The 23,645-nt window shown below is 42.6% G+C and carries 17 protein-coding genes; 9 read left to right on the plus strand and 8 right to left on the minus strand.

From position 1 onward, the window contains the following. Positions 1–487: 487 nt before the first annotated feature. On the plus strand, positions 488–2,107 hold the full coding sequence (locus A4S05_RS20385; RefSeq protein ID WP_069071628.1) for an ArnT family glycosyltransferase: 1,620 nt from the start codon (positions 488–490) through the stop codon (positions 2,105–2,107). A gap of 262 nt (positions 2,108–2,369) precedes the next feature. Here A4S05_RS20385 and A4S05_RS20390 read toward each other — a convergent pair whose 3' ends face one another. After that, on the minus strand, positions 2,370–2,756 hold the full coding sequence (locus tag A4S05_RS20390; RefSeq protein ID WP_069071629.1) for a hypothetical protein: 387 nt from the start codon (positions 2,754–2,756) through the stop codon (positions 2,370–2,372). 478 nt (positions 2,757–3,234) lie between these two features. Between A4S05_RS20390 and A4S05_RS20395 the strand changes: the two genes are divergently transcribed. After that, a complete protein-coding gene (locus A4S05_RS20395) occupies positions 3,235–5,139 on the plus strand; it encodes a chloride channel protein (protein WP_069071630.1) in 1,905 nt (634 codons plus the stop codon). Between the two features lie 62 nt (positions 5,140–5,201). On the opposite strand, the gene A4S05_RS20400 is transcribed toward A4S05_RS20395, so the two are convergent. After that, positions 5,202–5,615, minus strand: coding sequence for an AbrB family transcriptional regulator (locus A4S05_RS20400; RefSeq protein ID WP_069071631.1), 414 nt, complete (start codon positions 5,613–5,615; stop codon positions 5,202–5,204). Between the two features lie 393 nt (positions 5,616–6,008). On the opposite strand from A4S05_RS20400, the gene A4S05_RS20405 reads away from it, so the two are divergent. The 3 genes from A4S05_RS20405 (at position 6,009) to pyrR (ending at position 8,127) form a co-directional block, all read left to right on the plus strand. Next, the gene (locus tag A4S05_RS20405; RefSeq protein ID WP_069071683.1) at positions 6,009–6,449 is read left to right on the plus strand and encodes an Rrf2 family transcriptional regulator; all 441 of its coding nucleotides are present in this window, start codon (positions 6,009–6,011) and stop codon (positions 6,447–6,449) included. Between the two features lie 58 nt (positions 6,450–6,507). Beyond that, positions 6,508–7,479, plus strand: coding sequence for an adenosylcobinamide-phosphate synthase CbiB (gene cbiB / locus A4S05_RS20410; RefSeq protein ID WP_069071684.1), 972 nt, complete (start codon positions 6,508–6,510; stop codon positions 7,477–7,479). Positions 7,480–7,590: 111 nt separating this feature from the next. After that, the gene (pyrR, locus tag A4S05_RS20415) at positions 7,591–8,127 is read left to right on the plus strand and encodes a bifunctional pyr operon transcriptional regulator/uracil phosphoribosyltransferase PyrR (RefSeq protein WP_069071632.1); all 537 of its coding nucleotides are present in this window, start codon (positions 7,591–7,593) and stop codon (positions 8,125–8,127) included. Positions 8,128–8,134: 7 nt separating this feature from the next. Here pyrR and A4S05_RS43440 read toward each other — a convergent pair whose 3' ends face one another. The 5 genes from A4S05_RS43440 to A4S05_RS20435 all read right to left on the minus strand — a co-directional run bounded on the left by A4S05_RS43440 (position 8,135) and on the right by A4S05_RS20435 (position 14,767). Then, positions 8,135–8,260 (minus strand): hypothetical protein, encoded by a 126-nt coding sequence (locus A4S05_RS43440; RefSeq protein WP_256091054.1) that lies wholly within the window; start codon positions 8,258–8,260, stop codon positions 8,135–8,137. Continuing rightward, the gene (locus A4S05_RS20420; RefSeq protein WP_069071633.1) at positions 8,238–8,621 is read right to left on the minus strand and encodes a nuclear transport factor 2 family protein; all 384 of its coding nucleotides are present in this window, start codon (positions 8,619–8,621) and stop codon (positions 8,238–8,240) included. Before A4S05_RS20420 ends, A4S05_RS43440 begins: the two co-directional genes overlap by 23 nt. Before the next feature lie 108 nt (positions 8,622–8,729). Further along, positions 8,730–10,619, minus strand: coding sequence for a hybrid sensor histidine kinase/response regulator (locus tag A4S05_RS20425; RefSeq protein WP_069071634.1), 1,890 nt, complete (start codon positions 10,617–10,619; stop codon positions 8,730–8,732). Further along, on the minus strand, positions 10,585–11,049 hold the full coding sequence (locus tag A4S05_RS20430; RefSeq protein ID WP_069071635.1) for a response regulator: 465 nt from the start codon (positions 11,047–11,049) through the stop codon (positions 10,585–10,587). The genes A4S05_RS20425 and A4S05_RS20430 overlap by 35 nt, the downstream gene beginning before the upstream one ends. Before the next feature lie 367 nt (positions 11,050–11,416). Next, the gene (locus tag A4S05_RS20435) at positions 11,417–14,767 is read right to left on the minus strand and encodes a PAS domain-containing protein (protein WP_069071636.1); all 3,351 of its coding nucleotides are present in this window, start codon (positions 14,765–14,767) and stop codon (positions 11,417–11,419) included. A gap of 583 nt (positions 14,768–15,350) precedes the next feature. Here A4S05_RS20435 and A4S05_RS20440 point away from each other — a divergent pair. Together A4S05_RS20440 and A4S05_RS20445 are read left to right on the plus strand one after the other, a co-directional pair. Beyond that, positions 15,351–16,604, plus strand: coding sequence for a DUF4912 domain-containing protein (locus A4S05_RS20440; protein WP_069071637.1), 1,254 nt, complete (start codon positions 15,351–15,353; stop codon positions 16,602–16,604). 237 nt (positions 16,605–16,841) lie between these two features. Next, positions 16,842–17,768: a phosphodiester glycosidase family protein gene (locus A4S05_RS20445; protein ID WP_069071638.1), complete on the plus strand. Its 927-nt coding sequence runs from the start codon at positions 16,842–16,844 to the stop codon at positions 17,766–17,768. Positions 17,769–17,806: 38 nt separating this feature from the next. On the opposite strand, the gene A4S05_RS20450 is transcribed toward A4S05_RS20445, so the two are convergent. Then, positions 17,807–18,175 (minus strand): hypothetical protein, encoded by a 369-nt coding sequence (locus A4S05_RS20450; RefSeq protein WP_256091055.1) that lies wholly within the window; start codon positions 18,173–18,175, stop codon positions 17,807–17,809. Positions 18,176–18,564: 389 nt separating this feature from the next. On the opposite strand from A4S05_RS20450, the gene A4S05_RS20455 reads away from it, so the two are divergent. Further along, a complete protein-coding gene (locus tag A4S05_RS20455; RefSeq protein WP_069071639.1) occupies positions 18,565–18,822 on the plus strand; it encodes a helix-turn-helix domain-containing protein in 258 nt (85 codons plus the stop codon). 325 nt (positions 18,823–19,147) lie between these two features. After that, positions 19,148–23,464 carry an ATP-binding protein gene (locus A4S05_RS20460; protein WP_069071686.1) on the plus strand — a complete coding sequence of 1,439 codons (4,317 nt, stop codon included), beginning with the start codon at positions 19,148–19,150 and terminating at the stop codon, positions 23,462–23,464. Positions 23,465–23,645: the final 181 nt, after the last annotated feature.

A 23,645-nucleotide genomic window follows, 5' to 3' on the forward strand; every position in this document is an offset into this window, starting at 1 on the left:
AAAAAAGTAAAATATTCTCACCTTAAAACTCTATCTCTTTATGGGTAGAGTATTCTGAATTCTGAATTCTGTATTCTGACTCCTGTTTTATATTTTTTATGTTTTTAAAAAAAATCTTTTAAGTGTTCAGCAGTTCATTGAATCCCTGTAGCAATTAGCTCATACTTTTCTAAAGTTAGCTAAGTTACAATTAAGCGGATAAAAATTAAACTAAGCGTCACATACAAAATAAAACACAAGTTAATTTACGGATTAGAAAACAAGTAATAAAAAAATTATTGTCTGTATTATTTTTATCTTTTTAGGCTTGAATGCTTTTTAAATAATTCCGATAAATTTAAAAAAAATAGCGCTAATTATAAAAAGTTGAGTTAATCTTGGAAACTAGCAATTGTTAAGAACATACGTTGCTACTGGGTGGCAACATTGGAGATTCGCTCTGGTCTCTATGTAATCAAACCAGCAAGTAAAATGATTAACATAGAATATGCAAGAAGGAAGCTTTATTTGGAGTCATCTGGAAAAACAGCATCGCACGGTTGGCAAATGGATTGATTGGGTATGGCTAATAGTGTTGCTGTTGGCAGCAGTATTACTATTTAGCATCAATCTGGGAGGATTGCCACTGCGAGATTGGGATGAAGGGACTGTGGCACAGGTTGCTCGTGAAATTTGGCACGCACCAGCAGGTTCAATGCGTTGGCTTTACCCAACACTAGGAGGCGAACCGTATCATAACAAGCCGCCTTTGATGCATTTGCTAATTGCTTGGGCTTATTCTCTCTTAGGTGAAAATGAATTAACAACGCGTCTACCTGGAGCAATTTTAACCGCGACATCTGTACCTTTTCTGTATTGCATTGCTCGAGAGATATTTCGCCAGCGTTGGGCAGCGATTTATAGCGCTTTGATTTACCTAACAATGCTACCCGTGGTGCGTCATGGGCGGTTAGCAATGTTGGATGGGGTAATGGTAAGTTTTTTGATGGTGATGATGTTGTGCGTGTTGCGATCGCGCCGAGATTTACGTTATTGCCTTGGTGTTGGCATTAGTTTTGGCTTGATTTGCCTAACTCAAGGACTTCTAGGCGCATTTCTCGGCGCGATCGCTCTTGTATTTCTGTTTTGGGATACGCCACGACTACTCACCTGTTACTATCTTTGGATCGCAATCTTAATTGGCATTCTGCCTGTAGTTGGTTGGTATAGTGCCCAACTATTCCACTATGGTTACACTTTCGCTCAAGTTGGCCTTGCAAACCCATCAGTAGGCCGAATTGCTTCAGGTGTAGAGGAAAATTCTGAACCACCTTGGTACTATGTGATTGAACTTCTCAAGTACACATGGCCGTGGTTATTATTCTTACCACAAACTGTCCGCTTAACCTGGGAAAATCGCAACCTTAGCTGGGCAAAACTAGTAATGGCCTGGAGTGGTGTTTACCTGCTGCTAATTTCTTTCATGATTACCAAAGTTCCCTGGTATCTATTCCCGATTTATCCTAGTTTAGCTTTAGCTTTTGGTATCCAATTATCAGATACAGAAAATTCGCCTTTAATCTCATCCTATCCCCGTGCTTGGGTTGCTGGTTTGGCAATACTTGCTGTGGCTGCTTCTGCTGGTAGCATTTATTTCAGTTGGGGTACAACACCCAAAGCAGACTTACAACTGATTTTTGCAGCAGTAGCTTTAACTATGACCTTAGCCGCTATTTTAGCAGAGCGGGGCGACGGGCAATTTCTGAAGATTTTGTTTTGGGGAAGTTATATTTCGCTGCTGCTGTTAATGAAATCTAACTACTGGGTTTGGGAATTATCTGAAGCTTATCCAGTTAAACCAGTCGCCGCTATGATTGTGCGGGCAAATCCAGCTACGAAGAAGATTTACACATCTTTTCCCCACCATCGTCCCTCGTTGGATTATTATAGCGATCGCACCATCATTCCTGCTTCTGTCGGTGAACTCCAATATTATTGGCACTACAACAGCCAACCCTACTTTCTACTTCATACATCTGCTTTCACCAATCTTCAATTAGAGTCGATGAAGCTAATTGATCAAGCTGAAGGTTGGAAGTTAGTTACTAAAGATACTAATCGATTGTAAATGTTGGATATGGGGCATTGGGCATTGGGTATGGGGCATGGGGCATTGGGCATTGGGTATGGGGCATGGGGCATGGGGCATTGGGCATTGGTTATTCATTCTTATTTCCTTGTCTCCCTTGTCTCTCTTGTCTAGATAGGCATAAATAATGAATGTAAAACCGTGTCCTATTTGGGGCAATAAGACACGGTTTCACATAAGTATTTAGTTTATAATATTACAAAAATCAAAGTAAGATTTGATTTATACCAAATTAATCCATTTACTGAGATTTGTTTCCTGGTTCATTAACTTTCTCTGTTGTGGGAGATATTTGGCGATCGTAGCTTGTCTTTTCTTGGGTCAAGGCGATCGCACTAAAGAAAATAGCACTTCCTACAGCCAAGGCTACCATCGGACGCTTGAGCAAGACAAAATCTCTGATAATCCTCGCTAAAGGTCGGCTTTGCTTTCGTAGCGCCGAAGACATCATCAAGTGTCTCCAAGTAAACGGATCGCGGACATAATGACCACTCTGGCAAACTACTAGCCTCTCCTGGCAATAGGGACAGCAAAACAAGCCCATGCGCGTTTTGACTGGTTTGGGCGTAGCATTTCTTTGGCAAATTGGGCAAGTAACATAATGATTATCAAAGGTGTGTATATTCATTTACCTCGTCCGCCTAGTCCATTTACTCGCTCTATAACAATAGCTATATTCAATTGGAATCAATGTATGGTCTGAAATCAGGCATAAACTATACATACATTGTATTACTACCAAGGATGGCTCAATGGTCGCAACACGAGTATAGCTAGATTTAGGCAAGGATGACTCCTAGTTGATGTTTACGGGTGCGTCCACCCAGCCAACAAAAACTCTCTTGTCTCTATTAAAGAATAGTGTTGGCGCTCGTTTGCACCCCACTAATCGCAGCTACGCCCAAGCTAGGCATCGTTGACCCTTAAATAATAATTGTCTCCCATTTAACCATTCTCCCCACAAAAATTTCGCACAATGAAATTTTTTGCTAAAGCTTTGTAAATCAAGCAAATAAAGTCTACTTGTCTGGTTGCTAAAGAATGGCTCACAATGAGAAGTAACAGATAAAAATTTAAATTTTTTCTTACATTTACCCCGCCTCTCAATGACTCTCTTGCCTCCCACTCAACTGAGGAAGGTAACGGAACAACCTGCCTTTCCTACACCTTCCGCGCGTTTAGCTCACCTAATTAATCGTTTTCAACCATCACCAGAAACCGTAGTGCTATTTTTAGCCATGCTTATTGGCGGTGGTACTGGTATGGGTGTAGTCACCTTTCACTATTTAATCCAGTTGATTCACCAGCTGATGCTGGAAAATTTAATGGGTCAAATTGGCGTCTGGGGTGCTTGGACTCTAGCCTGCGTTCCCACCCTTGGCGGGTTAATTGTTGGCTTGATGCGCTGGCGCACTCAAGACTTTGGCCCTGGACTTTCATCTCTCATCGCCGCTTCTCAAGGAAAAGAGATTAAGCGACCACTAAGACCAGTTACAAAGATGCTGGCCGCATCTGTTTCTTTGGGGAGTGGTGCTTCTTTGGGGCCAGAGGGGCCGAGTGTCGAAATTGGCGCAAATTTTGGGATGTTGTTCTCTGTGATTCTCAATGTATCTCAAGAACGACAGCGGTTGCTGTTGGGTGCTGGGGCGGCGGCTGGACTTGCTGCGGGATTTAATGCTCCCATTGCTGGAGTATTTTTTGCCCTGGAGGTGGTGATGGGAGCTACATCTTTCGCTACTTCTGCGGTGAGTGTGGTGCTGCTAGCGGCGGTGGTAGCAGCATTAATTGCCCAAATTGGTTTGGGGGCACAACCTGCTTTTGATTTACCTGTTTACCAAGTCCGCAGTCCTTTGGAATTACCCCTTTACCTGGGATTGGGTTTAGGGGCCAGCCTAGTTTCTCTGGCTTATACTCAATCAATTCGGGGAGCAAAAGCTTGCTTTGCTGGGAATGTTCCAGGTTTTGCCTTCTTGGGACGAATTCCTCAGCCGATTCATCCAATCATTGGCGGTGTGATAATTGGCGCTGTTGCTTTGCGCTTTCCGCAAATTCTGGGTGTCGGTTATGAAACTGTAGAAGCAATGCTTCAGGATGTTGAGTTTCCACTCTACCTATTAGTTGTGCTGTTGGTAGTAAAGCTACTGATGACTGCAATTAGTACGGGTAGTGGTTTTATCGGTGGGTTGTTTGCACCAGCAATGTTTTTAGGTGCTTCTTTTGGTTCAGCTTACGCCAAAATTTTGGCTGTAGCATTCCCGACAATTTGCGATCAAATGGCAGCTCCCCCAGCTTACGCAATGGTGGGAATGGCAGCAGTACTAGCTGCTAGTGTCAGAGCGCCGTTAACAGCTATTTTAATGCTGTTTGAATTAACCCGCGACTATCGTATTGTTTTACCATTGATGGCAGCTGTGGGTTTGAGTGTTTGGCTAGTGGAAAGGATTAAACCAACTTTTAACTCTAACTCTAATCTCCAACAAATTGGTCTTTCGGCATTGAAAGATGAACAAGCAGAAATTGTGCAGCAAATTTTGGTAGAAGATGCTATGTATCCCTGTCCAAAAAAGTTACCTGCAACTCTTGGAGTGTTAGATGCAGCTGTAGAAATGACCCGCGATCGCGTCCGCAGTGCTTTAGTAATAGATGAAGCAGAGCAATTAGTTGGTATACTTTCTCTGGAAGATATTAATCGTGCCCTTAATTTTTGGCAAACATACCCAAATTCTCTAACTGAAATTCCAGATAATTTATCCAGTCAAACTCTCATAGACATTTGTACTACTGAAATTCTCTATGCATGGCAGGATGAACTATTATCTGAAGCTTTAGACAGGATGAGTCTTCGGGGTTTGCATCAATTACCAGTAGTAGCACGAGAAAAACCCGATCGCATTTTGGGTTTACTAGAAAGAGAGCAAATTGCATTAACCTGCAATTTAGCAGTAACGCGCAAGGCACTTCGCCACTATTTACCAGTTTTACCCACTACAGATATAGTCATTGGTCATTAGTCATTAGTCATTGGTCATTAGTTTTCACAAAGGACAAATGACAATTGACTAATGACTATTTATTAAGCTGTGGCTTCTATGGCTTCATCTTCTTCCCGATCTTCTGGATCTACCTGTCTCAGACGAATGTGCTTTTTGCCTAAAGTGATCAGAAACTCATCTCCTGGTTTCAGATTCATCTGTTTTGTATAAGCTGAACCTATAAGTAAGTTACCATTCGATTGCACACTAATTCTATAGCTAGCACTACGTCCACCACGCCCATTAGCACTGGGTGTACTGTCCAACTGAATGCCTTCGGCATCAATTAGGGCATTTAAGAACTTCATCATATTGACGCGCTCTATACCATTTTTGGTAACGGTATAGTAGCCGCATTTTTTGGCTTTATCTTCCTTGCTCTCGTTCTCTAGCTCTTTGACTTTTCTGAGCAGTTCTTCACCGAGTAGGGGTTCAATTTTTTTCTGTTTAGGCATCAACTTAGGTCGAAAATGAATGTTTGAAGTGTTTGAATCGATTTTATTTTAGCTGACGTTGAGCTAATAGGAACATAATCCTTTAGTTTTTATCTCAACCTAGCCAAGTATATTACACTCAGATGCACAATTGTTATGCCATTACCAATATTGCCAAGACAATCTAATTTATAGAATGCTGGCAATGCTGATAACTATATATAGTTTGTGAATTACTGCTAGACTATACAAGTTTGAAGTTTTCTAAACTAACGCTCAAAAGGTTGTCTAGTTGTTGAGGATGATAACTGAGTCACAGAATGATAAGCAAAACTGATCCTTAGTTATTGGTCATTGGTCATTGGTTATTTACAAATGACAAATGATAAAGGACAAACAACAAAGCTTGCCAAAATGAAACTAACTACCAGAGGACACTATAGTGTAAAGGCGTTGCTAGATTTGAGTTTACAGCCAAAATATGGCCCTGTATCTGTGAGAGCGATCGCAAAACGCCAAGATATCCCAGCTCCTTACCTTGAAAAACTACTAATAGAAATGCGTCGTGCTGGGTTAGTGAAATCAATTCGTGGTAGCATCGGCGGGTATCAATTGGCAAGAGAGCCTATACAAATATCTATAGGGCAAATTTTAGAAGCAGTTGGCGAGACTAGCCATTTACCCCATCACACCCCAGCACCAACACAAGCGGAAGATTGGGTAACATTTAGCCTCTGGCAGAGACTCAACCAAAAGCTCAAAGAAGCTTTGTACAGTATTACCCTCGCAGACCTTTATTACGATGCTCGTAGCTGGCAAGCTTCCCTTGGAGAAGAAGCTAGTTTTGTGGTTTAGTCATTGGTCATTGGGTGTTGAGCATTGGTTTTCACAAAGAACAAATGACAAAGAACAAATGACATCCGCTGTTGTTTTAATTATTGCTGCACTTTTAGATTATTTAATTGGTGATCCTTGGGATTGGCCTCATCCAGTGCAAGTTATGGGGTGGGTAATTTCTCGCCTGACCAAATTTTTTCTCCAATTGTGTCAAAATTCTCTAACACAACGCCTAGCTGGAATTGTACTAGGTATTATCCTAATAATTGGTAGCGGTCTTGTTGGCTTTTTGATTATTCAAAGTGCCAAATGGGTTCATCCATTGTTGGGAATTGCAATAAATAGCATTCTTTTAGCTAGTTGTTTTGCTGGTAGAAGTTTACGAGCAGCAGCGGAGGCTGTTTTACAACCTTTAACAGCAGGAGATTTGGAGAAGGCTCGGAAGATTTTAAGTAATTATGTTGGTCGAGATACCCAAAACCTCTCACAAGCAGAAATTTTACGAGCCGTTTTAGAAACCGTTGCTGAAAATACCACCGATGGGGTAATGGCTCCGCTTTTTTATGCAATTATTGGTGTCTTTATACCAGTTGTAGGGCCAACGCCCTTGGTTTTAGCATATAAAGCTAGCAGTACCCTTGATTCAATGGTCGGCTACCGAGAAGCACCCTATACTTATTTTGGATGGTTCTGTGCGCGATTAGAAGATTATTTGACTTGGCTACCTTGTCGGTTAACAGTCATGACTCTGGCGTTGTTATCGGGTAAACCAATGCATGTTTGGCGAATTTGTCGTCGGGATGCAATTAACGATCCTAGTCCCAATTCTGGCTGGAGTGAGTGCGCCTATGCGGCTTTTTTGGGAGTGCAGATGGGCGGTACAAATTGGTATCGTGGGGTAGCTAAGTACAAACCACTGCTAGGAGATGCTATTTATCCCATAACTGCAACTTCTATTCAGAATGCTTTGCAGCTGACTCGATATTGTTTTTTGCTATGGTTAGGGATAGCGATCGCTATATTCTTAATATTTCCAAACAGGGAGTAGGGAGTAGGGAATAGGTGATTAAAATTTTCATATTCTCCACTCCCCACTCCCCACTCTCCACTCCCCAAATCTCTAATATGATTCATCACTCATGGGTATCATTCTATAGCTATGTCTGCCAAAGTAGTTGAAATTCTCTCATCAGAAGAAATCCGTCGTACCTTGACTCGTCTGGCCTCTCAAATTGTGGAAAGGACACGTGATTTGTCTCAACTGGTACTTCTTGGTATTTATACCAGGGGTGCGTTATTAGCCGAATTGTTGGCGCGTCAAATAGAGACACTGGAAGGTGTTGCTGTGTCAGTCGGCGCTTTAGACATTACATTTTATCGAGATGACCTCGACAAAATTGGATTGCGGACTCCAACGAAAAGCGAAATTCCTTTTGACCTTACGGGAAAAACGGTTGTACTAGTGGATGATGTGATTTTCAAAGGACGGACAATTCGTGCTGCTTTGAACGCAGTCAACGATTACGGTAGACCAGAAGTGATTCGTTTAGCTGTATTGGTAGACAGGGGACATCGAGAATTACCAATTCACCCAGATTTTATTGGCAAAAAGTTGCCTACCGCTAAAGAAGAAATTGTCAAAGTTTACTTACAAAATTGCGATGGACGAGATGCAGTTGAATTGATTAGTCATTAGTCATTTGTCATTGGGGATTGGGCATTGGGGATTGGGCATTGGGGATTGGGCATTGGGCATTGGGTATTACAAAACTCTGAGCTAGTCCCCAGTCCCCAGTTCCCCAAACCTCATCGCAAAATTGGACTGCCATGATGATGAATTAAATACCACTTACCACCAAGAAACTGAAATATATTTGTAGCTGTTGATTGTGCTTCAAGTCTTCTACCGCCTACGACTTGGAACACATTTTCTCTCAGCACAACATAAGCGATATTATCAGTTATCTCTGTAGCAATTATATCTGTGTTTATTTCTATATAAGCGGTATTTTTAAATATCTGCTCCCAAGAGATGCGAATCTCTTTCCAACCTCGCAGTATGTTACTTCCAGGATGAATACAAAAACTACCAGTTCCTTGTGACCATACTGCACTCATTATCTCAATATCTTTTCTTTCAAAAGCTCGATAAAAAGCTGCATTAGCCGCTAAGACTTCATCCTTCGTCATGGGGGATTAAATATTAAAAGTGAAGAGTTAAGAGTTAGGAGTTACTAAAATTATAACTCTCAAGTTTGACAAATAAATTAGTAATTCCCAATGCCCAATGCCCAATCTCTAACTCTTCTTGACTGTGCTAATAGTTTGCAATAATTGGCTAGCTGTATAGGGTTTGCATAAAAAGGCTTTGATACCCATGTCATAAGCTGTATTAACTTTATCAGATGAACTAAGTCCACTGACAGCAATAATTTTGACATCTGGGTTAATTTTTCGCAGGGTACGGATAGTAGTTATGCCATCCATAGATGGCATGACCATATCAGTTAATACAAGAGATATTTCATCTTGATGTTCTGCATATAAGGCTATGGCTTCAATGCCATCACTAGCTGTGATTGCTTTGTAGTTATGGCTTTCTAGAGATGTTTTTGTCACATCTCGAATAGCAGCTTCGTCATCTACAACTAAAATTAATTCTCCTTGGCCTGGAGGTAATCCCTGTTCTTGTTCTTCTATAGTTTCTCTCGCATCTTGTGCTGGCAAATACACCTTAAATTGACTGCCTTTTCCTTGTTCGCTGTATACGTCGATAAACCCGCCGTGGCTTTTAATAATGCCAAGTACCGTAGAAAGACCAAGACCAGTACCTTTGCCGAGTTCTTTGGTAGTAAAAAATGGCTCAAATATCCGATCTAATATTTCTCTTTGAATCCCAATTCCCCCATCACTAATAGTAATTACAATGTGATGACCAACTTTCGCATCTATATGCATCTTGGCGTAATTTTCATCAATTAAGAGATTTTCCGCCAATATTTTCAAATTACCACCATTGGGCATAGCATCACGAGCATTGACACACAAATTCATTAGTACTTGGTGCAGTTGGGTGGCATCGCCGGATACAGTCCAAAGATTTTGCGGAATATGAGTAGAAACCTCAATGGATTTGGGAAAAGTTTCTTTGATAATGTGCTGGATTTCTATTATTAAATGTCTTAATTGTAAAATTGTGCGATCGCCTTCCAGCCCACGTGTAAAAGATAATACTTGTTTGACTAAATTTGCCCCACGTTTAGCGTTTGTGATCAATATTGGCAGCAGTCGCCGAGAACGCTCATCATGAAGTTGTGCCTCCAATAGTTGGGCTGTCATCAAAATGGGAGCAAGAACATTATTTAGATCGTGGGCGATACCACTGGCTAAAGTACCAATGCTTTCCAATCGCTGGGCGCGGAGGAATTGCGCTTCGAGTTGTTTTTTCTGTGTGATGTCTGTGTTAACAACGAGAAAAGATTGTGCTTTTTTGCCGAATTCATGCACTAGTGTCCAACGGCTTTCAACAATAATTTCTTTACCCAACTTTGTTTTTTGCTGTAATTCACCCTCCCAAGACCCATTTTTCATCAGAATACTGAGTGCTTCTTGAACTTGAGACAGATTTTTTTCATGCCAGAGAACTTGTGTCTTTTTATTGATAGCTTCTTCTTTCTTCCAACCGTACAGACTCTCAGCAGCTTTGTTCCAAAATAAAATTTTATCGTCTAAATCACACACAAAAATTGCATCGGTGGCAACATCTAGTAAAGCAGCTTGTTCGCGGATTTTCTGTTCTGTTTGTTTGCGCTCAATGGCGTAGCGGATAGAACGCTCTAACAACGGTGCTGTCAACTGGCTTTTTTCAAGATAATCTGCGGCTCCAGCTTTCATCGCTTCGATATCTATTTCCCAGTCGCCTTGACCAGTTAGCAAAATTATTGGAGAACAACAGCCGTTGGCAATTGCTTCGCGCAAAAGTTCCAGTCCATTATGGGGGCCCAAACGGTAGTCTACAAGATAAATGTCATGTTGGTGGCGAACGATCGCATTTCTTGCTGCTTCATAATTATTAACCCATTCCAGCTCGCAGTTTGCTACCTGAAATTCATTGAACCAATAACGAGTCAAAATATAGTCGTCTTCGTCATCATCAATGAACAGAACTTTGATAGGGCTGTTGTCCATGTTTGTCTCCCACTGCTTCTAGTGGCAGTTTCACAATTTCAAACCAGTATTTGACTAGAGTCTTCATAACTTCAACTAATGAGGCAAAAGCCACTGGCTTAATGATGAAAGAATTAGCGCCCAAATCGTAAGTATTATATATATCTTCTTCTCTTCGTGATGTTGACAGGATTACAACTGGAATTCGCCGCAGATGTGGGTCAGTTTTTATCTCTTTGAGTGCCTCAATACCGTCAATTCTCGGCATATTCAAATCTAATAAAATCAAACCCGGATGCGGTGAACTGCTGTTCTCAACATATTGACCACGATGGTAGAGATAATCCATCAACTCTTCACCATTACTCACGATGTACAGTTCAATTGGCAATTGACTTTCTGCCAACGCTTCACGAACTAAGATGCCGTCATCTTTATCATCATCAGCCATTAAGATTGTCAGGTTTGCTTTTCGACCGTTCACTATGCATCGTCTCCTTTGCATTGGTTTATTAGTATGAATCAAGTTATTAACTTGGCACAGATGGCAACTCTTACGTTGACAAAAATAGTCAAATATGCAATCTATATGTTTAGATATAAAAGGTTTATTCTGTTGCCATTTTTTTGCTATTAGCAAGCGATATCTAATTACAAACTGCCGTGGTAGTCACCAATAGCCTGAAATTATCGAATTGTATTAATAATTAACATGATGGTTGATTTGTACAATGCATGAGTCCTACAAATTACAGGGTGCAATTGTACAATTAAGCTAATTTTGGGATCTAGTATTAATCCCTCTCCAGGAATAAAAATCAAGAATGGGAATTAATTGACAATGTGATTATAAACTTTGCTCCTTGCCCAAGTTTGCTTTGGGCTGTGATATTTCCATGATGACGCTCGGCAATTTTCCGACAGATCGCTAAACCTATGCCAGTACCTTCGTATTCAATGCTACTATGCAAACGTTGAAAAACATTGAAAATCCGATCGAGATATTTTTCTTCAAAACCAATACCATTATCTTCTACGATGATTTGACAGAGTTCAGAATTAGCGGATGTGTTATCTGCTTGATTGTTTAAAACAATACCATAGATTTTGATTACAGGTGGTGTCTGGGGGCGGTGGAATTTGAGGGCGTTACCAAGCAGATTTTGCAGCAATTGGCGCATCTGCAAAGGATCAGCTTTAATGGTGGGTAACTCTGCTATTTCTACACTTGCGCCAGTTTGCTGGATATACACTTCTAAATCACACAATACCTCTTGGGCAATTTTTGCCAGATTTACTGATACAAAAGGCTGTGCCCTGGTAGTAACTCGTGAAAGTGTCAATAAGTCTTCAATCAATGTCTGCATTCTGTTGGCAGCATTCTGCATTCGTTCTAAGTAATCACGTCCCTGTTCGGTTAATGTATCGCCACAGGTGGTTTTAAGCCGATCGCCAAAGGTTGTAATCTTACGTAGTGGCTCTTGCAAATCGTGGGAGGCGACAAATGCAAATTGTTGCAGTTCTTTATTGGAACGGGCGAGTTCTTGCCGCTGCCGAGTTTCTTGTTCTAGGATTAGGCTCTGAGTTGAGGCAATGGCTATTTGATCTGCCAGCTGTTGTAAAAGTTGAATTTCCCAGTGAGTCCACTGGCGGGGATGGGCGCACTGATGGGCAATTAACAGCCCCCACAGTTGATTTTTGAGGAAAATCGGGACTACAAGGTTGGCTTGAACGGCGAATTGTTGGAGAAATTCGACGTGGCAAGGTTTGATATTAGCTTCCTTGATGTCGTTAATCGAACTAATTTGCCCTTGACGGTACTGTTCGATGTAATCGTCGCGAAAGCAAGGGTCGATAATTTGTTGCCCCAGAATAACAGGTAAACCCGGAACTACTGCCTCTTGCACCGCCATAAAAGAACCGTCTGGCTGTAGGCGCAGGATTAAAACACGGTCGGCAAGCAGTAGCTTTTGCACCTCTATGACGCTGGTTTGAAGAATTTCATCGATTTGTAAAGACTGGCGAATTTTTAGGGTAATATTAGCGAACAATTGCGATCGCATATTTTGGCGTTCTAATTCTGCTTGTGCTCGGTTGCGATCGCGTTGTGCAGCTTGCCGTTCGCTCATATCCATCATCGCCCCAATCATTCGCACTGGCTTGCCGGTCTTATCATGAATCACATAGCCGCGATCAAAAACATAGGCATAAGAACCATTGCCGCGACGAAAGCGGTATTCATTTAACCATAATGTTCTACCGCTATCTATCAGTGCCATCGTTTCTGAGGCGATTCTCTGCCTGTCATCTGGATGTATGTGTTCATACCACCAATCAGCATTCAATGTTATTTGCTCTACTGAGTAACCAAAGAGTGTTTGTAAAGCTTGATTCCACCACACCTCATTAGTCAGCAAATCCCAATCCCATAAAAGATCATTGCTAGCACGAGCAACTATTTGGAAACGTTCTTCACTCTGACGCAGTTGTTCTTCTGCCTGTTTGCGTTCAGTGATATCTGCATGGCAACTTGTCATCCGCACTACATTACCATCTTTATCCCATACTGCCTGACCGCGATCCAAAACCCATTTGTAAGTGTCATCCTTACACCGGACTCGATGTTCGCTGATAAAAAATGGGGTAATTTTGGCAAAGTGATCAGCGATCGCTTGTCTGACAAATCCAATATCATCGGGATGCACTCGTGTTGCCCATTCATCAAAATGATTGGAAATCTCATCTTCTGCGTAACCAAGCATTTCTTTCCAGCGAGTTGAGAAAAATACTTGATTATTTTTAACGTTCCAGTCCCAAATCCCATCATTATTGCCCTGCACAGCTAACTGACAGCGTTCTTCGCTTTCTCTAAGTGCGTCTTCCACCCGTTGGCGCTCAATGGCTGTCGCCAGAACGTTGGCAACCGCTTGGAGAAAAGAAACATCATCTTTGGTAAAAGTGTGGTGTCTGGTTGTGTGTGCCCCGAAGACACCAAAAGGACGCTCTTTGCCATGAATCACTACACTAATGCCGCTCACCACTTGATGGTCATGTAACAGAGGTGGCCCATTAAATCGTGTTTCGGCGCTGAGGTCATCAACAATTACCGGTTCCTGGGAAAGCAGGGTGTAACCAGCTTGAGAATTGCTTCCGGCGCTAACGGTGGCCTTTCCTACCAGTCCAGGTTGCCAACCTACTCCAGCGCGTAGCAGCAATTTATGATCGTCTGGTAATAGTTCCAAAATTTTGCAAGACTGAACTTTGAGACATTGGGCGACCATTGTCACACATGAGTTCATTAGTGTAGTCAAGTCTGTACTAGCTAAGGCCATTTGACTTAGTTCTGCCACCATTGCTTGCTGTTTAGCATGAACTTCTAGCGCCTCCTCAGCTTGCTTGCGCTTGGTGATGTCCATGTATACCCCAGACATTTGCACAGCTACCCCAGACGCATCCCCAAAGACAACTCCTTTGCTTTCTAAAAAGCGAATTCTCCCATCGGCTAAAACAACTCGAAATTCGATGTTATGTTTGGCTCGATTCTGAATAGCTTGCTGATGCGATCGCCTGACGAAATCGCGATCGTGCGGATGAATGCAACTGATGAAAGCTTCATAGGTGTAGTTGAAAGTTCCTTTTTCTAAGCCAAAAAGCGCTTCGAGATTATCTGACCAAGTAATTTTGTTCGTCAGCAGATCCCAGTTCCAGATGCCCATGCGAACCGCATCTAATGCCATGCCAAATTGTGCTTCCCGCAATTGCGCCTGTGCAGTTTGCTGTCGTAATTCCTCCACAGCCCGACTAGCTTCTAGAAGACGGCGCAATCTTTGACGTAATATTGGCCATTGAATCGGCTTGATTATAAAATCAGTTGCACCCACAGCAAAAGCTTTCTCTACAGATGCCTGATCAGAAAAAGCGCTAATCATTAACACTGGTGTGTCTTTGCCATCAGGGAGTGCTTGCAGTTGAGTGCAGCAACTAAACCCATCCATCACTGGCATGAGGGCATCCAAAAGAACTATATCTGGGTGGAGGCGAGTATAGGTAGCGATCGCCTCTAAACCATTACTTGCTTCTACCACCTGATACCCTGCTTCTGTCAGTAGCTCATTCAGATGCATCCGCATGAAATTGTCGTCGTCTACAACCAGAATCAGGTTATTCATTTGAGTCTATGCTGGCAGCGATCGCCCTTCTTTAATTTGGTCAAACTTTAGTGCTTTTAACTCAGCACTCGTCATTTTCCTAATTATCTTAACCCCTCAGTCCCCCATGCTCTATGTCCAATCTATTTGAATGAAGAGTTCTGAATTCTGAATTCTGAGTGGGTAAATTGCGGTTTTTGGCGAACCCACAATAAATTGTCATGAAAGTATGACATTTTTATCATTGCTCAACATCATATCTAGCAACAAATGTCATGAAAACATAACAACTCGATCCCGGAAGGGCTTATAAATCCGTGAACCACGCGAAAAACCTACTTGTTCCCCCTTGATCCCTAGATATGCTTAGTGGTTAATATTGACTTAACAAAAAGAAATCCTCCGATCCCAAAGAAATGCTAATTTTGGCATAACTGAGGAATTGAAAGGAAACAACCTCAATTTAAAAACAGATTAAAAAACTTAAAAACTGGGCAAAACCAGGAGTCAGGATAAGAAATTCATCTGGAATGGATGAGATTTTACATAGCATTCTTTAACCAGGGGAAATCATTTACCGCTTAAACTACTGGAGGCCAAATTAATGGCAAAAGAACGCCCGCCACTAGAGGAGATGACCTTACGCCAACTACGCAAAGTTGCTAGCGAATGTAGTATCTCTCGCTATAGCCGAATGCGTAAATCGCAACTGCTGGCATCAATACAAGAAGTACAGCGCAACAGAAATTTGCTCAGTCCATCTCGTTCATTGGAGGCACAAGAAACCGTGGAAGCTGCAAAGTTTGAATTAGGTCAGGAAGATCGTACTGGTGGATCTCTAGCTGATGTTGATGAAGGACTCGCAGATTTGCCTTCTGGATATGGTGACAGCCGGATTGTACTCTTACCGCGCGATCCTCAGTGGGCTTACACTTACTGGGATGTTCCCAATGAACACAAAGAGGAACTGCGTAGGCAAGGAGGACAACAACTCGCGCTCCGGATTTATGATGTCACCGACATCGATATCGAATACCAAAGCCCCCACAGCATTCAAGAATATCCTGCTGATGAACTAGCCAGAGAATGGTATATACCAGTTCCAGTTAGCGATCGCGATTATGTGATCGATATCGGCTATCGTGCTGCTGATGGTCGCTGGTTAGTACTAGCTCGTTCTACGAGAGTACACATTCCTCCCGTTTATCCTTCTGACTGGATAGAAGATGTCTTCATCACCGTCAACTTTGAAGAAGATTTACGTGGTAAGACTCAATACGAACTAGTTCCCCCTGCCAAGAAGGTTGCAGCTACCGCCAATGGTAATGCTGTTGTGAATGGCAACGGCAACCCCATCTACGACCAAATCTTTGGTTTAGCGGAATCTGCCGAAGCGCTACGGGTTGCTGGTTCTATCTTTGGTTCCCAGCACCAAGTACCAGGTGGAGTGCAATCCCTTAGTTCCTACGTTTTCCCCTCTGGTGTAGGTATGTGGGCAGCTCCCACCGTGTCTGGTTTAACCGCTTCCGGTGCAGGAATGTCAGGTGTTGGCTTCTCGGCTTCTGCCGTACCAATGCGTCCGCGCCAGTTCTGGTTAATTGCCGATGCTGAATTGATTGTCTACGGTGCAACCGAACCCGATGCTACCGTAACCATTGGCGGCCGTCCAATTAAGCTAAATCCAGATGGAACATTCCGCTTCCAGATGTCCTTCCAGGATGGTTTAATTGACTACCCGATTTTGGCTGTAGCTGCTGATGGTGAGCAAACCCGATCAATTCAGATGAAATTTAATCGTGAGACACCATCTCGGAATACTAACACCAAAGAAGAAGCTGTTTTAGAATGGTTCTCTTAAGTTTTGGTTGTTAGATTAACTCCAGACTGAAATTGTAAAGCAAGAATTCAGAATCCAGAATCCAGAAATCAGAATTAAGAAGACTTTGAGACTCAAGCTTAATAATTTGAATAAAATTAAGAAGCTATAGCACCCTTGATTTTCTAATCATTCTGGATTCTGACTCCTGACTTCTGAATCCTTACATTTTAAATTATTCCCCGCTATAGTAATTCTGTAGCGGTTTTTTGCATTATTATGTATACAAAAAAATTATTTTTGGTATTTAGCTTGATCATTGCAGCGAGTTTATTATCAGGTTGTCAAGAGCTTGAAGCAAATTCAGCCCCAAAAGTATCTAAAACTTGCCCTGGCAAAGATGCTAAGTTCAGTATTGATTTTTTTAAAACCAATAATCAAGGTAAAAAAAATCCTAAAGGTATTAACAATGTAATTATTTTTAATCCCAAATCAGCAGAATTAGATTTCAAAGTTAATGTTGGTCTATCTCATAAACTCTACGCCAAAGATGCGAAGGGAAAACTGCGTAAAGAATATGTGCCAAAACAGTTTCGTGAACTCATTGGCGATGAAAATGCCAAATTGAACGGACAACTACCCATTGCCGCAATTAATGCCGACTATATAGATACTGATAATAAACCACAAGGCTTAAACGTTTCTCGTGGCGTAGAGTATTCAGGAGCATTTAAAAATAAACGTTCTTCCTTTGGGATATCAGGAGGTAGACCTCAGCAGCGACAGGCTACTATCCAAGCTGGCAGAAGAAAAAGCGATATTCTCAATTACAATTTAGTGGGTGGAAATGGTAGATTCTATCGTCAGGGTAAATTTAAAGATATTTGTCAAGACTTGGGAGAATTTGCCTGTAAAAATGCAACTAATCGCTCTTTGGCAGCTATTACAAATCAAGGCTATGTAATCTTATTAGTTAATGACTTGAAAGGTAATTCAGAGATTGAATTATCTCAAGTTAATCAAGAGTTATTCCCAGATATGTTTGATAATGTCTTAGAAGGTATTGCTAGCAATAACTGTTTAGGTAAGATTCAAGAAGGGATTTTATTTGATGGGGGTATGTCTCCAGGATTATATTATAACCAGAAAACTTATGTAGAAAACTTTGGGCCGATAGGTTCAGTTTTTTTGATTTACAAAAAATAAAATTACTAGCAGTAAGTTTACTTTCATTTGGTGAAGTTTTAGAGTACAGATTCTTTAACTTTTTGCGAATTCTCAAGTTTGTTTGGATTCACCCAACGATTGACAAATTCGTTGTTGTGTTTGTACACCTTAATTTGCACTTGCTTGGAACTTAACTTAACTACTTCGGCAGGAATTCTTTGGACATCGCTAGAATCCGTGCGAGCTTTATAAAGCCAAATAACTTTTTGCCCTACTTCAAAGTAGTTAGGATTGCTAGTTAAAGAAGGTGTACTTTCTGCCCAAGAGGGGAAAGCAATTGCTAAGTTGATTAAAAGTACTAAGACCACTAAAGTGATTTGGAAAATTTTCATGATCATTGCACTTGTCTTTGGTCTTGTGGACCCATCAATTTGCTGCTCTAACATTTAGCTATTGTCCTCCTTTGTTTTTTCAAAGTTGAAAGGTAGATACACTAAAACTTCTTTGGGAAATTTGGCAGAATTCATGTTGCACCTCTTTTTTACCTAAGTTTGATCGTACTAGAGATTTGGGGAGTCAATTACTTAGCCTTTAGTTGTATTAATCGCCAGCCAAGTTTGTATTTGCTCAAAGTTCAAACCTTTACTGATTTCAGGATAAGACGACTTTGAAAATAAAATCAAATAGTCTTTTTTCTCAAAATGATAAATTAAATTTATGATTATTATGATGCTCTGACTTGAGATGGAAATTTCTATCTCAGGAGCAATAGACGTAAAAGAACACTCTGTCGTAGAAATTGAAAATGTATAGTGCTTTATAAATTTTGATCTATATGTCTCAAAGTAGAAGCCTACTTGCAGCGAAGCAACCTAATATTGGCAAACTAGTTCGTGCCCTGCGACAAGAGTTAAATCTGTCTCAAGAAAAATTTGCTGCCGAGTTTGGTGTGACTTTCCCAACAATTAACCGTTGGGAAAATGGACATGTAACACCTTCTCCTTTAGCAATACAGCGAATTAGTAGCCTACTCAATGAGTTAGGTGAACGTGGTCAAATTCTTAAGAAAACATACTTCCGAGAAGAGGAGTAGGCTTTGTGAGTTCTGCATGGGAATTAGTAGCCCCGTAAGATCGATGATATAAAGGGGGTGCTGGGGATTGGGAACTGGGAACTGGGTACTGGGGACTGGGGACTGGGGACTGGGCAAAAAAATATGAGTAACATTTGGTTGGGATCTGAATACCCATCTAAATCTTCCTAGTACAGCACGGCGGAAATAAACCACCCATTCCCAATCAACAAAACCCTTACGCTGTCTTCATTTTTAATTTTTAATTTTTAATTTTTAATTCCGCCTTGCGGTACTAGTCCCCAATCCCTACTGTAAGCAACGCATGACCAATCGAGAGGAATCAATGAAAAACGAATCAACGTCAGCAAGCAACGCCGACGTAAATTTCCTTCTCGGCGGGGGTGAAATGGGTGCGCGGATGCGAGAACGAGATTGGTCAAAAACTTCTCTTGGCCCAACACAGCAGTGGCCACAGAGTTTGAAGACTGCCGCGCGGATTATGCTGACTTCCCGTCAACCGATGTTTGTCTGGTGGGGCGAGGAACTGATTAACCTTTACAATGACGCTTACAAAGCTATTATTGGCGGCAAACATCCAGAAGCGCTAGGACAGCCAGCTTCCTACGTGTGGCGGGAAATTTGGGATCAGGTTAGGCCTCGAGCCGAATCAGCGATGCTGAAGAATGAGGGCACTTACGACGAAGCGCTGCTGCTAATTATGGAGCGCAACGGCTACCCAGAAGAAACCTATTACACTTTTTCATATAGCCCAGTTCCTAATGACCAGGGCGACACAGGTGGGATTATCTGCGCCAACACAGACGACACGCAGCGGATTATCGGTGAGCGTCAGTTGGCACTTTTGCGCGAACTAGCGGCGAGGACGGCAGACGCGCGGACATTCGATGAAGCCTGTATGCTGAGTGCAAGTTGTCTAGAAAGCAACCCTTACGACCTCCCTTTTGCAATGATTTATCTGGTTGACCCAGATAAGCAGGAAGTTTTTCTGGCCGGAACGTGTGGTATAGATCGGAATCACGTAGCAGTTCCGGAAACAGTGGCTCTCGATTCTGATTGTGTTTGGCCCTTTGGGGAAGTGATCACAACCCATCAGGCAAAACTGATTTCTGATTTGGAAGTGTCTTTTAATAGCTTACCTTGTGGTGTTTGGCAGCGATCGCCCCATCAAGCGATCGCAGTACCAATTTCCCCATCCGGTCAAACGGGAAAAGCTGGTATATTGATTGCTGGTTTGAACCCCTTCAGGCTATTCGACGACAATTATCAAGGATTCATCGATTTAGTTGCGGCTCAAATTGCAGCCAGCATCGCTAACGCCCAAGCTTACGAGGAAGAACGCAAACGCGCTGAAGCCTTGGCAGAAATTGATCGCGCTAAAACCCTCTTTTTCAGCAACGTCAGCCACGAGTTCCGTACCCCACTTACCCTGATGTTGGGGCCACTTGAAGAAACCTTAGCCAATTGTGCCACTCTGCTTCCAGCCAAAGAACGAGAGCAGTTAGAAATGGTGCAACGTAATGGAATCCGCCTGTTAAAACTGGTCAACAGCCTGCTAGATTTCTCGCGCATTGAAGCCGGAAGAGTTCAAGCCTCTTATGAACCCACCGATCTTGCCACTTTCACCGCAGAACTAGCTAGTGTATTTCGTTCAGCAGTAGAACGCGCAGGGATGCAATTATCAGTCAACTGTCCTTCCCTGCCAGCACCAGTATATGTAGATCGGGAGATGTGGGAAAAGATTGTTCTGAACCTGCTCTCAAATGCATTCAAGTTCACGATGGCTGGAAAAATCGCGGTCAGCTTGCAGTGGGCAAATGACCATATTGAGTTTGCAGTCCAAGATACAGGCATCGGTATCCCCGTAGAAGAAATTCCCCACCTTTTTAAACGATTCCACCGCGTCAAAGGGGCGCAAGGACGAACTTTTGAAGGGTCAGGAATTGGATTGTCACTGGTACAGGAATTGGTGCAAATGCATGGTGGAACAGTCTATGTTACCAGTCTTCTAGGAGCAGGCAGTTGCTTTACGGTGTCAATTCCAACGGGGTATGCTCATTTGCCTCCTGACCGAATTAGCGCTCCTCGAACTTTAGCTTCAACCGCATTAGGTGCAAAACCCTATTTAGAAGAAGCCCTGCGTTGGCGACCGGAAGAAGCAGGGGAGCAGGGAGTAGGGGAGCAGGGAGCAGGGGACAGGGAACAGGGAACAGGGAACAGGGAACAGGGAGCAGGGGACAGGGAGCAGGGAAAAATCTTACCTATCGCCTATCATCTGTCACCCTCTCGCGCCCGAATTCTTCTGGCTGATGACAATGCAGATATGCGTGATTATGTCAAGCGGCTATTAAGTCAGCACTATGAGGTGGAATCAGTATCGGATGGTTTAACTGCTTTGAATTCTGTTCGTGGGCGTGTCCCAGACTTAGTACTGACAGATGTGATGATGCCTGGATTAGATGGCTTTGGACTGCTGCAAGAATTACGATCTGATCCGCAGATGCAAAAAATTCCAATCATCCTGTTGTCAGCACGGGCGGGGGAAGAGGCACGGGTAGAAGGCTTAGAAGCAGGAGCCGATGATTATCTGATTAAACCGTTCTCTGCCCGTGAATTGTTGGCGCGGGTAGAGGCAGCCTTAAAAATGGCTCGTCTCCGCCAAGAGGCAATGGAACGTGAGCAAGAACTGCGAATTGAAGCTGAGGTGGCAAAAGCACACTTAGAGACTGTTATAGCTGGCATCCAAGACCAATTTTTTGTGTTAGATCGAGACTGGCGTTATACCTTTGTTAATGACCAGGTAACAGAAATTGTTGGCTTTTCAAAGGAAGAGTTGCTAGGTAGGATAATTTGGGAAGTTTTTCCAGATATGGTCAACAGCGAGTTTTATACTCAGGTTCAGCGGGCGATGTCTACGACGCGCTACGCCTACGCACAACAAACTGTTATTCAGTTTGAATACTTTTATCCTACTTGGCAGCGCTGGTTTGAGAATCGCGTTTACCCCTTTGCAGAAGGAGTAAGCGTTTTTGTTACAGACATTAGCGATCGCAAACAAGCAGAGAAAGCCCTTCGGGAAAGCGAAGAAAAATTCCGTAACATGGCTGACAATGCCCCCTTTATGGTTTGGGTAACAGATACCGATAGCCACTGCACCTACCTCAGTCAAAGCTGGTATGACTTTACAGGTCAAAGCGAGGAAACAGGTCTGGGATTTGGCTGGTTAAATGCTGTGCATCCAGAGGATTACAATAACACCAGGAATGTTTTTCTGGAAGCTAGTAGCAGTTATTCGGCTTTCCGTTTGGAGTACCGCTTGCGGCGCAAAGACGGCGAATATCGCTTTTGCATCGACGCGGCTAATCCCTGGTTTGGTGTGGACGGTCAGTTTAAAGGTTACATCGGCTCAGTGATTGACATTACCGAACGCAAAGTTGCAGAAGCCGAACGCGATCGCCTCCTGGAACTTGAGCAAGCTGCCAGAACTGAAGCCGAAAGAGCCAACCGGATTAAAGATGAATTTTTGGCGGTGCTTTCCCATGAATTGCGATCGCCTCTTAATCCTATTCTTGGCTGGGCGAGACTCTTACAGACTCGTGAGTTTGACGCCGCCGGATTGAAGAAAGCGATCGCAACCATCGAGCGAAATGCTAAATTACAAGCTCAACTAATTGAAGATTTACTCGATGTCTCTCGGATCTTACAAGGCAAGCTCAACCTCAATATATTTCCCGTTAACTTAGTGCTTGTCATTGAGGGAGCATTGGAGACAGTGCGATTAGCAGCAGAAGCGAAAAACATTCAAATTAAAACGATACTGGATGCTTCTTTTGGGGAAGTTTTGGGTGATTCCGGTCGTTTACAACAAATTGTCTGGAATCTGTTATCGAATGCTGTTAAATTCACTCCTGAAGGAGGAAAAATTGATATTAAACTGGAGCGTGTTGACGCTCAAGCCCAGATTACTGTCAGCGACACAGGTAAGGGAATCACCCCTGAATTTCTCCCTTATGTATTTGAATATTTTCGTCAGGCTGATGGCACGACAACCCGAAAATTTGGTGGCTTGGGGTTAGGGTTAGCAATTGTCCGTCATTTAATAGAACTACATGGCGGCACGATTTGGGCAGAAAGTTTAGGTGAAGGGCAAGGAGCTATTTTCAGGGCCAGACTACCGCTAATTAAAAAGGATTTAACCCCAAAACAAGATATAAAGATTGCTGCATTAAATCCTTCTCCGGTGATTGAAATCCTTGCAGGTATCCAAATCTTAGTTGTGGATGACGATGATGATACCCGTGACTTCCACACATTTCTGCTAGAACAGGCTGGAGCAAAGGTAACTGCTGTGGCATCAGCAAAAGAAGCACTGCAAGTATTGGCAGAGTCAGAACCAGATTTTCTGCTCAGTGATATTGGGATGCCAGAGACAGATGGTTATATGCTGATGCGCCAAGTTAAGGCATTGCAGTCCAAACAAGCCAAACAGATTCCAGCGATCGCTTTAACTGCTTATGCAGGAGAAATCAACCAGCAACAAGCACTCGAATCAGGGTTTAAAAAGCATCTATCCAAACCTGTCGAACCAGAGGAGTTAGTCAAGGCAATTGCAACTCTGATTGGCAGGAGTGGGAATGGCTGAGTGTTCAGCTGCTTTGCTTGACATCCTCACCGCCGTGAACGCATAGTGATTCTGGAGTAATGAGTAATAAGTAATAAGTAATGAGTAAATACCCATTTTTCATTCACTCATTACTCCAGAATCATTACTTTAAAGCCGTACTGGAAGCACGGGGTTTTAAACCCATTTTTCTGATAAACCC

Origin of the sequence: Nostoc sp. KVJ20 (assembly GCF_001712795.1) — a bacterium.
Lineage (GTDB): Bacteria > Cyanobacteriota > Cyanobacteriia > Cyanobacteriales > Nostocaceae > Nostoc.

What these genes read in the sequence shown, in the direction of transcription:
- A4S05_RS20385 (WP_069071628.1), top strand. Translation starts at nt 488, where the DNA reads ATGCAAGAAGGAAGCTTTATTTGGAGTCATCTGGAAAAACAGCATCGC.
- A4S05_RS20390 (WP_069071629.1), bottom strand. Translation starts at nt 2,756, where the DNA reads ATGAATATACACACCTTTGATAATCATTATGTTACTTGCCCAATTTGC.
- A4S05_RS20395 (WP_069071630.1), top strand. Translation starts at nt 3,235, where the DNA reads ATGACTCTCTTGCCTCCCACTCAACTGAGGAAGGTAACGGAACAACCT.
- A4S05_RS20400 (WP_069071631.1), bottom strand. Translation starts at nt 5,615, where the DNA reads ATGCCTAAACAGAAAAAAATTGAACCCCTACTCGGTGAAGAACTGCTC.
- A4S05_RS20405 (WP_069071683.1), top strand. Translation starts at nt 6,009, where the DNA reads ATGAAACTAACTACCAGAGGACACTATAGTGTAAAGGCGTTGCTAGAT.
- cbiB (WP_069071684.1), top strand. Translation starts at nt 6,508, where the DNA reads ATGACATCCGCTGTTGTTTTAATTATTGCTGCACTTTTAGATTATTTA.
- pyrR (WP_069071632.1), top strand. Translation starts at nt 7,591, where the DNA reads ATGTCTGCCAAAGTAGTTGAAATTCTCTCATCAGAAGAAATCCGTCGT.
- A4S05_RS43440 (WP_256091054.1), bottom strand. Translation starts at nt 8,260, where the DNA reads ATGGCAGTCCAATTTTGCGATGAGGTTTGGGGAACTGGGGACTGGGGA.
- A4S05_RS20420 (WP_069071633.1), bottom strand. Translation starts at nt 8,621, where the DNA reads ATGACGAAGGATGAAGTCTTAGCGGCTAATGCAGCTTTTTATCGAGCT.
- A4S05_RS20425 (WP_069071634.1), bottom strand. Translation starts at nt 10,619, where the DNA reads ATGGACAACAGCCCTATCAAAGTTCTGTTCATTGATGATGACGAAGAC.
- A4S05_RS20430 (WP_069071635.1), bottom strand. Translation starts at nt 11,049, where the DNA reads ATGGCTGATGATGATAAAGATGACGGCATCTTAGTTCGTGAAGCGTTG.
- A4S05_RS20435 (WP_069071636.1), bottom strand. Translation starts at nt 14,767, where the DNA reads ATGAATAACCTGATTCTGGTTGTAGACGACGACAATTTCATGCGGATG.
- A4S05_RS20440 (WP_069071637.1), top strand. Translation starts at nt 15,351, where the DNA reads ATGGCAAAAGAACGCCCGCCACTAGAGGAGATGACCTTACGCCAACTA.
- A4S05_RS20445 (WP_069071638.1), top strand. Translation starts at nt 16,842, where the DNA reads ATGTATACAAAAAAATTATTTTTGGTATTTAGCTTGATCATTGCAGCG.
- A4S05_RS20450 (WP_256091055.1), bottom strand. Translation starts at nt 18,175, where the DNA reads ATGTTAGAGCAGCAAATTGATGGGTCCACAAGACCAAAGACAAGTGCA.
- A4S05_RS20455 (WP_069071639.1), top strand. Translation starts at nt 18,565, where the DNA reads ATGTCTCAAAGTAGAAGCCTACTTGCAGCGAAGCAACCTAATATTGGC.
- A4S05_RS20460 (WP_069071686.1), top strand. Translation starts at nt 19,148, where the DNA reads ATGAAAAACGAATCAACGTCAGCAAGCAACGCCGACGTAAATTTCCTT.